Annotated in this window: 8 protein-coding genes and 1 pseudogene; 6 read left to right on the top strand and 3 right to left on the bottom strand. The window is 39.1% G+C overall.

What is annotated here, in order from left to right; translation table 11 throughout:
* Positions 1 to 482: pseudogene (locus H540_RS35540) on the bottom strand (hypothetical protein); the annotation flags it as partial.
* A 331-nt stretch (positions 483 to 813) separates the two neighbouring features.
* Here H540_RS35540 and H540_RS0110950 point away from each other — a divergent pair.
* The 4 genes from H540_RS0110950 (at position 814) to H540_RS0110935 (ending at position 4,411) form a co-directional block, all read left to right on the top strand.
* Positions 814 to 1,596, top strand: coding sequence for a putative protein N(5)-glutamine methyltransferase (locus H540_RS0110950; protein WP_028400685.1), 783 nt, complete (start codon positions 814 to 816; stop codon positions 1,594 to 1,596).
* 413 nt (positions 1,597 to 2,009) lie between these two features.
* Positions 2,010 to 2,798: a polysaccharide deacetylase family protein gene (locus H540_RS0110945; RefSeq protein WP_028400684.1), complete on the top strand. Its 789-nt coding sequence runs from the start codon at positions 2,010 to 2,012 to the stop codon at positions 2,796 to 2,798.
* A 200-nt stretch (positions 2,799 to 2,998) separates the two neighbouring features.
* The gene (locus H540_RS0110940) at positions 2,999 to 3,313 is read left to right on the top strand and encodes a hypothetical protein (protein ID WP_028400683.1); all 315 of its coding nucleotides are present in this window, start codon (positions 2,999 to 3,001) and stop codon (positions 3,311 to 3,313) included.
* Between the two features lie 567 nt (positions 3,314 to 3,880).
* The gene (locus H540_RS0110935) at positions 3,881 to 4,411 is read left to right on the top strand and encodes a DUF1003 domain-containing protein (RefSeq protein ID WP_051317068.1); all 531 of its coding nucleotides are present in this window, start codon (positions 3,881 to 3,883) and stop codon (positions 4,409 to 4,411) included.
* 249 nt (positions 4,412 to 4,660) lie between these two features.
* Here the strand turns inward: H540_RS0110935 and H540_RS0110930 are convergent, their stop codons facing one another.
* Positions 4,661 to 5,224: a GNAT family N-acetyltransferase gene (locus tag H540_RS0110930; protein ID WP_028400681.1), complete on the bottom strand. Its 564-nt coding sequence runs from the start codon at positions 5,222 to 5,224 to the stop codon at positions 4,661 to 4,663.
* A gap of 354 nt (positions 5,225 to 5,578) precedes the next feature.
* Between H540_RS0110930 and H540_RS0110920 the strand changes: the two genes are divergently transcribed.
* Both H540_RS0110920 and H540_RS0110910 read left to right on the top strand, forming a co-directional pair.
* The gene (locus H540_RS0110920) at positions 5,579 to 6,538 is read left to right on the top strand and encodes a LacI family DNA-binding transcriptional regulator (RefSeq protein WP_028400680.1); all 960 of its coding nucleotides are present in this window, start codon (positions 5,579 to 5,581) and stop codon (positions 6,536 to 6,538) included.
* A gap of 534 nt (positions 6,539 to 7,072) precedes the next feature.
* Positions 7,073 to 7,228: a hypothetical protein gene (locus H540_RS0110910; RefSeq protein WP_162144533.1), complete on the top strand. Its 156-nt coding sequence runs from the start codon at positions 7,073 to 7,075 to the stop codon at positions 7,226 to 7,228.
* A gap of 145 nt (positions 7,229 to 7,373) precedes the next feature.
* Here H540_RS0110910 and H540_RS0110905 read toward each other — a convergent pair whose 3' ends face one another.
* On the bottom strand, positions 7,374 to 8,627 hold the full coding sequence (locus tag H540_RS0110905; protein ID WP_028400677.1) for a cytochrome P450 family protein: 1,254 nt from the start codon (positions 8,625 to 8,627) through the stop codon (positions 7,374 to 7,376).
* Positions 8,628 to 9,271 lie beyond the last annotated feature (644 nt).

The following is a 9,271-nucleotide window of genomic DNA, read 5'->3' as shown; positions in this document are numbered from 1 at the left end:
ATCATTTGCATTATATGTTGTGTATCTGGGGGGGCAGGTTCATTTCTAGTTGGGTAATTAGTGAGTTTATTTAATCGATCCTCAAGACTTGTCATCATTTGCATTATGTGTTGTGTATCTGGAGGTGCAGGTTCATTTCTAGTTGGGTAATTAGTGAGTTTATTTAATCGATCCTCGAGACTTGTCATCATTTGCATTATGTGTTGTGTATCTGGAGGTGCAGGTTCATTTCTAGTTGGGTAATTAGTGAATTTATCTAACCGATCCTCGAGACTTGTCATCATTTGCATTATGTGTTGTGTATCTGGAGGTGCAGGTTCATTTCTAGTTGGGTAATTAGTGAGTTTATTTAATCGATCCTCAAGACTTGTCATCATTTGCATTATGTGTTGTGTATCTGGAGATGCAGGGTCATTTTTAGTTGGGTAATATGAATATGTTCTAGTCGGGTAATACGGATATGAATTCCAGTATGAATGCATATAGTATACGCCTCCTTAATCTAGACTTAGGTACTTTATATTACGTTGTGCGAACGTGAGAGTTCGCCTATTTTAAAGCGTTAGGGGGCCCGACCTCTACTCATAGTTTAGGATTACTCTCTGTTTTATATAAAAGATAAAATAACAGAGTACAAGGATACTTCCGATAATGATATGTTATGTAAATCTGACATGAATACGGTATATATCTTCCTCATTTAAGTACAGGGCAGTTGAGACAGGGTTTCTCCAACTTTTAAAGAATATTAATAATAAACTTAACAAGATATCGAGAGTGGTGAAATAAATGGGAAAGCAAATTAATTTTTATATAGATGCCGAAACAGAAAAATGTATAATAACCAGGCTTCGGACTGCCGGTTGTGTTTTTGCGGAAGATGAGGCACGGTTACTTATCTCAGAGGCACAAACACTGGGAATACTCGCCGACATGGTGGAACGACGAGCAGCCGGTTTTCCCTTGGAACACATCATCGGTTGGGCAGATTTCTGTGGTATTCGGATAGCAGTAGAACCAGGAGTCTTCATACCTCGCCGCCGTACCGAGTTTCTCGTCCAACAGGCAGCTTACCTGGCTATGCCAGGAGACATCATAGTTGACTTATGCTGCGGTACGGGTGCGGTAGGCGCCGCGCTGGCCGCAGTTCTGGGATGGATCGAGTTGTATGCAGTCGACATAGACCCAACCTCAGTGCGATGTGCCCGTCGCAATATTAATGGGGTCAGTGGTAACGTGTACGAAGGTGATCTCTACCATCCACTTCCAACTAAATTGCGTGGGTGTGTCCACATCTTGGTCGCAAATGCCCCCTACGTACCTACCGAGGCAATCAAGCTGTTACCTCAGGAAGCCCGCAAATATGAGGTAAGGGTGGCACTTGACGGTGGGGCGGAAGGACTGGACGTTCAGCGCCGGGTGGCTGCTGAGGCACTATCCTGGCTGGCACCCGGCGGTCATCTACTTGTTGAGACTAGCCAGCGACAGGCGTTGCAAACCGTTGAGATATTTGCTCAAAACGGGCTAATCCCACAGGTGACAAATTGCGATGAACTGGACGCTACTGTCGTAATCGGAACCAGGCCATTTCTTTAGAGTGAATACGGACAGCTAGACGTTACCACAAATAACAGCCTAAGAATCTATGAATTCCTGGGCTGTTATTTGTACTTCTGATAATGCGCGTTATGTAAACAAAAACTCCCTTCAGACCTTCAATTGAATAGAGGGTAGAGGGTTCTGGTGCAAAAATAATTCGCTAAGAACCCCTATTTTTTGCATATCATCCCGTATTCCCTCTACAATATGCTAAGAAACTCTCCGTGGATATTTCGTTAAAATGTAGTGGTACCCCACTTATGAAAATAGAATCGAACATTTTGCTTATAAAATCCTTTTTATAAAATCTGTTTTTTTTACTATTTTTCACAACAAATCCACATAACATTGCTATAATCTTAAGGAATTATTAAGATTCATGATCTTAGGCAACATAGGGGGACAGAAACATGAGGATTTGGAAAATAATAATAGTACTTTTAGCTATTTCTGTTGCGATTCTATCCATACTTGCAGGATGTTCCTCAAAACAAACAACTTCTGCACAGGATAAGAAGGAGAATCACAAAGCGCATGCTGTTGCTGCTCCCGTGTCACAGGAACAGAAAAGTCAACCTAATAAGATAGTCTATTTAACGTTTGATGACGGCCCTGGAGAATATACCTCTCAAGTATTGGATATTCTGAATCAATATCATATAAAGGCAACCTTCTTTGTACTTGGACCGCACGCTGAAAAATATAAAAATCTCGTGCAACAAGAAGTGCAAGAAGGTGACTATGTCGGAATGCATAGTATGACACATAATTATAAAACACTCTATGTACAGGGACAATTCGTGAATGAAATGAAAACAGATCAACAAATTATCCAGCAGATTACGGGGATTCAGCCTATTTTGTGTCGTCCTCCATATGGGTCTATGCCCGGACTTAATCAAAAGCTACGTGACCAAGTCGCAGCTGCTGGTCTTAAAGTATGGGATTGGACTATTGATTCGTTAGATTGGAAGTATAATAAGGTTCCATTTAGCAAATCTGTGCCTGCTATCGTTCACAATGTACTATCACATGCTAACGGGAATAGAGAAGTTGTTTTAATGCATGATATTCATCCTCAATCTGTCCAAGCTTTACCTACGATTATTCAAGGGTTGAAAGAGAAAGGATATGTGTTTGAAACGTACAACGAGCAAGAGCATTTTAGTTTGAATTTTTGGCATGATAATCGTTTGTAACAATACGCGAGCTGGAAGTAACCATTTATTAGCACATTTTATATTTTGATATTTTTGTATCTTTTATTACACTGATATGGGGTTCTGGTGCAAAACCATTCACAAGAAACACAGTTCCATTCATTTCTTTCGAATGCGGGATTAAATAGGTTGAATAGAGAATAAAAATTATAGAAAAAGTAAAGAAAGTGAGTGTTAAAATGAATAAATTCACGGTTCTTTTGGCAATGTTAGGATTTGGGACCGCTGGTTTTTCACATGCAGAAGCAAGTTTGAATCAAAAAGAAGCACAAAATATTCCGCTAGTGGCAGTGATAGATCCTTTGACTACTGGAGCTGGTTTAGATACAACAGAGAATCGAACTAATAAAGTAACTCCAGATACAAATCAAGGGTATGACGTGCAAATCGAGGAAGATCCAACTGAAGAAGATCTGCCAGGAGAAAATCCATTGGAAGAAGATACTCAAACTATAAACGATGATTCTACACAAGAGGACTCAGGTATATCTTAAATTATATAGACAGTAAACTATATACAACTGAATAAAAAAACCGTCCTTTTATAGTGGAGAAAGAGCATCCAGCGACGTGCAGAAGCGGTCAAACCCTTGTAGTGGTCCATGCAAGGGTAAACCAGAGATAGGAAGAAAGCGACAATGTCGTTTTGTTGCACACAGCATATTGAAATGTCGAAACTATAATTCACTCATATATAGAAGCGGTCAACCCCTTTTCCTGTCCCATACAAGGACAAACCAGAGAGAGGAAGCGCGTGCAGGCTTTGGTTCTGTATAGCAGCGGTTCATATGTCGAAATTATAAATCATTTATATATAGTTAAGGAAAAGTTAAGTAACTTGTACGATTCTGGTGCAAAAAGAATTAGATAGTTAGGGATTCTGCACCATGTCCATCAAGTCAATGAAGACAAATGCCCTCAAAACGTAAATTTTGTACATTTTTAACCTCAAGATGTCAATTTTCGCGTTTTGGGGTATTTGTTCTCACTAAGTTGATAAGCATGTGGCGATACCCTCAATTAGAATCCAAAAAACAATTAATTTAAGAGAGGCATATGGCATGGAAAATAAAAATTCTATAAGGAACAGAACAATTACCGAAAAACACGAACAGCGAATTGAAAGATTAGTAAATGATTATGAACAACGCATTATGAAGCACTTAAATGAGGAGTATTCTCGAACAACAAAATATTCAGACCGTCTTGCAGATCAAATTGCAGCATTCGGAGGAAGTTGGAAATTTATTATTTATTTCTCCATATTTCTTGTAGCTTGGATGATATGGAACGTTCTACAGATTACAAAAGTTCTACATTTTGATGAACCTCCATTTATTCTTTTGAATCTAATTCTCTCTTCCCTTGCTGCATTCCAAGCTCCGATCATTATGATGAGTCAAAATAGACAAGCAGCACGCGACAAACGTGAAGCCATGATTGATTTTGCAATCAATTATAAAGCTGAACAAGAAATTGATTACGTGCAAAGGCACTTACACCATATTGAGGATGAGTTGAGAAAAGTACGGAAAGAAAATCAAGAATTACGTGATCTTCTTCAAACTTTGATCTCCCAAAATAAAAAGTAACCCCTAGTTATTGTCGCACCAAAACCAGTAAAAGAAACTTTGTCAAGAATGGCAAGTAACTGGTAACTATTCACCTTAATAAATAGACCAAATAGAAGGAGCATGTTTTTAAAAAAGATTGATCAAAACATGCTCCTTATTAACGTGATGGACTAACTTCTTTATAAAAAAGTTTGATCATTTTTATCATCCTTATTGTACAAACGCACCCAGTTGATATAAATGAAATATTCTCAAAGCGAACTTTAATCATCTACTAAATATTATGGACATATCATTAGTGCATCTCCTCCAAATCATATGATCACACCCCTCACCCCAATAATCCTTCAGCAAATAATCAGGCTCGCCAAATTTCTTCTTCCATATCTTCTGTGCATTGGTATATCCGCTATCCAAACAAAATTCTTTGATGCCCCTATTCAGCAAAGTAAGAAACATTACATTTAAAAGTAAAGTCCCTATACCAAGTCTTTGATAATCTGGAAGTACAAAAACAGTTCCTATCTCATACAACTCTTTCAATGCTCTATCTGTGCAAATATTAATCAATTCACTAGCAGGACCATATTCAATTGTACCGATAACTTTATTACAATTTTTATCTAAAGCTATCAAAAAATATCGATTTTTCCCATTGCTATCAAAGTCACATTTCAAGTATTGTTTCTTATTTTCAATTTCATTTTCTATATCATCAAGCAACTCCGATAAATCTTCTTTAGCAAACGTATCCTTAATGACAGTACTAAAAAATTGATTTAGCTCTTCATTGTCCTCAATTCGTGGTCTTCTTATCTCAACGTCATACACTCAAAATCACACCTTAATCCTTTAAAATCTCATTTGGAATTTGATCTATAATTTTTTTATGTTGTCAATCCCAAGACTATTATCAATTAGTATAGCTTTTCTTCAAAATACCCAAAATTATTTATCGTAAACATCAAACAAAAAGCTGTAGGGATCTTTTTTCTTTTTCGTACATTTCTTCTTTTCATACAGTGAAATAGTCAATGATGAGAAAAGCGTTATAATAATACATAAAATAATTAAATACAGCATGCCCATATGATATTCCTCCCCATATTCTTCTTTAGACACCCCAAGCTTAAATGATGGAACGCGTTCCAAAGCAAGAAAAAGTATTACGGAGAAGGTGAGCTTATGACCAATATTAGAGATATAGCAAAAATGGCTGGTGTATCGGTAACAACAGTTTCTCGTGTAATAAATCACGAGCCGTATGTTAGTGAGGAAAAAAGGGCTGCAGTATGGAATGCAATTGAGAAAAGCAATTATCAAAAGAATATAAATGCTGTCCATCTGAGTAAGGGGAAAACCTTTCTTATAGGTGTTGCTATCCCTTTTTCAAACCATCCCTATTTTGGACTACTAGTCGAGGGAATAGCTGCTGAAGCAGTAAAAAACAACTATAAGTTAGTTCTTTTCCAAACTAATTACGAAAAGGATAGGGAACTAGAATCTTTAGATATGTTAAAGCATAAACAAATAGATGCTTTAATTATTTGTTCTAGAATTTCTGAATGGAATACGATAGATGATTATGTGTCCTACGGCCCAATCGTTCTCGGTGAAGATGCGAGAGGAAAACAAGTATCTTCAACGTTTATTAATCATTACACTAGCTTCTCTATAGCTTTAGAGTATTTATATAATAAAGGCCATAAGAAAATTGGTTACTGTATAGGAAGAAGATCAGGAACAAATAGCAAACAAAGGGAATTAGCCTACAGGGATTTCCTTGTAAAATATAACGAGCCGTTTCAACCTCATTATATTTTCGATGAATGTTTTAATTTTGAGGACGGGGAGCGGGTAGTTCAGTATTTAAAAAATATGAGCAATCCTCCATCAGCATTATTAGTTTCTAGTGACCAAGTGGCTGCCGGAATTGTAACGTGCTGTAAGGATCAAAATATTTCAATACCAAATAAACTCGCGCTAATCGGATTTGATAATCAGCCTATAGCGAAAATCATGAATATAACTACAATTGAAATTCCTTTAGTTGAGGTTGGAAGAAAACTATTTCTTCAAGCAACTCATAATAATATCTCTCATGAAGAAATAGCAGTTAGATTGATCGAACGATTAACGGTGTAAATATTACCTTAAAGGAGTTTCTTAGTTATGTATTAATTGTAAATCTAAATACTCTTTAATGGAAGATTAGCCAATAGACAGCTCTCGCCTTGAGTAGCTCGCGGGTTTTGAGGAAGAACTGAACATCGTCGAAAATCACATAATGATTATCCCGGAAGGTACGATTCAGTTGTCTCCTGATGTTCCGCAGAAAAGACAATGCCTTTTGGAAGTATTCAAGAGGAATTTCAGTAAGAGTGATTGGGAGTTTCTCATGTTTAAAATAGGAAAGCGCCAAGGTAGCATAGCCATGATAATTGTGTACCGTGAGCGAGTCGAGGTGACGTTCTGAATTATGATTCCCGATGACGAAGACCATACACTTGATTTACAAACTAACGTACCCCGACGAAAAATTGCAAAAGAGGGTTCAAGCATTGTTGTAGCTTGAACCCTCTCTTTTTGTCTAATTTCTGCAATCCACATTGAAAGGAAGATATTTGAAGGAAGTACGGTTTAAAGAATGTGTTTCCTCCACGAGTTACAATTCCAACGTTGAATGGAAGATGGGGTTCTGTTAGTTCCGCTGCAATTGGTGTAATTGCCTCGGCGTTCGGTCCAGAAGCCATTCCAATCGGTACAGTAATTGGTGCTGTTGTTGGCCTTATTTCACACAACAAGGAAACTAATAATCAAAGACTGGGCCTTTAACCACACTTTTGGTCATGGTTTCACTTGGTAGAGGCAAGCGGTAACCACCAAGAAACCGATAACGCCTAGAAAAGCAGCACTAACAGAGTGAGGACGACGCCCTCACTCCGTCGCGTCTGGCGATACAGGCAGGTCTTTCCCTCCGTTAAAAAGCGACCGGCAGGGAGGTTAACCCCTGTGAGCTCAGCATGAAGTGCCAATGGACGTTCTCCCGAGGGACGCTGAGGCGCAGGTTGGGCATGCGTCTCAACAGGGTGGAAAACGCAACATCTGCTTCCACACGGGCTAGCGGCGCTCCCAAACACATATGGATGCCATGTCCAAAGGCGAGATGACGTTTGATTGTGCGGGTAATATCCAGCTCCTCTGGATCCGTAAACTGGAGCTCATCCCGATTCGCTGATTTCAATACGGGAATGACCATATCCCCCTTTTTGATCTGCTGCCCAGCTAGTTCAATATCTTCAGTAGCAAAACGCGGTCCTGCCATTGTGGACGGCCCGTTGAAGCGCAGCAGTTCTTCCACGGCTGCAGGAACCAAATTGAGGTCGGCTTTTAGCTTCTCCAGTTGCTCGGGATGATCCAGCAACATCAAAGTGCCCGTAGCGATCAGATTCGAGGTTGTCTCATGACCGGCAAAGATCAATAGCGAGATCATCGAGATTAGTTCTGCTTCGTCGAGTCGATCTCCCTCCTCTTCGATGGCAACCAACTGGCTGATTAAGTCATCAGCAGGATGCTGGCGTTTGTCGGCCACAAGCTGCACGATGTATTCCCCGAAGGCTCGTATCTGCTCCGCGACCCCCGGATCTTTTCTCCCTAGGCCTAGGCCGTGTGCGATGGCCTCAGACCAGCCGCGGATTTTTGTTCGGTCTGCTTGAGGCACCCCAAGCATGTCAGAAATAACGTTAATCGGTAAAGGATAGGCATAGTCCTTGACAAGGTCCATCTCTCCTTTTTGTTGTACCTGGTCGAGTAATTCATCAGCAATCTCTTGCACGCGAGGGCGTAAGCTTTCCATATATTTGGGCGTAAAGGCTTTGGATACTAACCTACGCAACCGTCGATGATCGGGTTCATCAACTGAAACCAAGGATTTTGCGGTCAAGAAGGTAGGGGGAGCGGATGGGTCAGCATTGTTTTGCCAAATGCTGCTGTTGTCAGCCATGGAGCTCCCGTCTACAGTAAAGTGGGCGTGATCTTTTAGCACCTGCATGGCTTCTTCCATACGCGTAACCATCCAGGCTTGGCGATTCTTTTCACCCATCGGAGACGGAATAGGAATAACAGCTCCCATTGTCCGCATCTGTGCGAATATCGGAAATGGGTTTTCACCACTTTTACCACTAAATACGTCTAATATGGCTTTCTCTGATAAGGTTTGATCTGAATTATTCATGATAGCCTTCCTTTCTCATTGTGCCCTTTACGGGAGTTATTTGTTTCTTTAAATATTGTCCCAGAAATTATCTGTTGACCCAAATACGGTTTCTGAAAATCATTAGGATGATAATTTTTAGGGTATATTTAACATCTTATTTCCTCCTTAGTGTACAACTCGCATATTTTTGCACTTATTTTCTATTGTTAATTTGCCTTCTAAATTCTTGCTGGCTTCTTTAAAGTTATGTTGGATTTTTCTTCGGAAGTGTTTTTAACACGCTTGATAAAGAAGGAAAGCACCTATTATCATCACAAACATGATTGGTCCCTTTTGGATAGAGTGGTTGATTGTTGCACTCTTACTCAACTTCATTCATCTTTTCAAGTCTATCATAGTTATAATTTACAACATGTTGTATAATTAACATTGTATAAATGAGATTATAAGCACAATTTATAGTGTTTACAAGCTACAAATACCCAAAAAATGTCAATTAATTTACATAAATAAGTTTTATGTTGTTTATCTGGAAGAAATACGACGTAACTCTTTGAAGTGTAGCTTACTATTTAATAAGAAAGGAAAGAGGATATGATGGAAAAGAAAAAGCCGCACACAGACCCTCGCATACTCCGTACACGACAATTAATTAAAGATGC

Source organism: Ectobacillus panaciterrae DSM 19096, from assembly GCF_000430785.1.
Taxonomy (GTDB): Bacteria; Bacillota; Bacilli; order Bacillales; family Bacillaceae_G; genus Ectobacillus; species Ectobacillus panaciterrae.
Note: the sequence above shows the minus strand (reverse complement) of the source record. Positions and strands in the feature narration are given on the sequence as shown.

Excerpts from the sequence above, each read along its gene's own strand:
- H540_RS0110905 (WP_028400677.1), bottom strand. The coding sequence starts at position 8,627 with ATGAATAATTCAGATCAAACCTTATCAGAGAAAGCCATATTAGACGTA.
- H540_RS0110945 (WP_028400684.1), top strand. The coding sequence starts at position 2,010 with ATGAGGATTTGGAAAATAATAATAGTACTTTTAGCTATTTCTGTTGCG.
- H540_RS0110935 (WP_051317068.1), top strand. The coding sequence starts at position 3,881 with ATGGAAAATAAAAATTCTATAAGGAACAGAACAATTACCGAAAAACAC.
- H540_RS0110940 (WP_028400683.1), top strand. The coding sequence starts at position 2,999 with ATGAATAAATTCACGGTTCTTTTGGCAATGTTAGGATTTGGGACCGCT.
- H540_RS0110920 (WP_028400680.1), top strand. The coding sequence starts at position 5,579 with ATGACCAATATTAGAGATATAGCAAAAATGGCTGGTGTATCGGTAACA.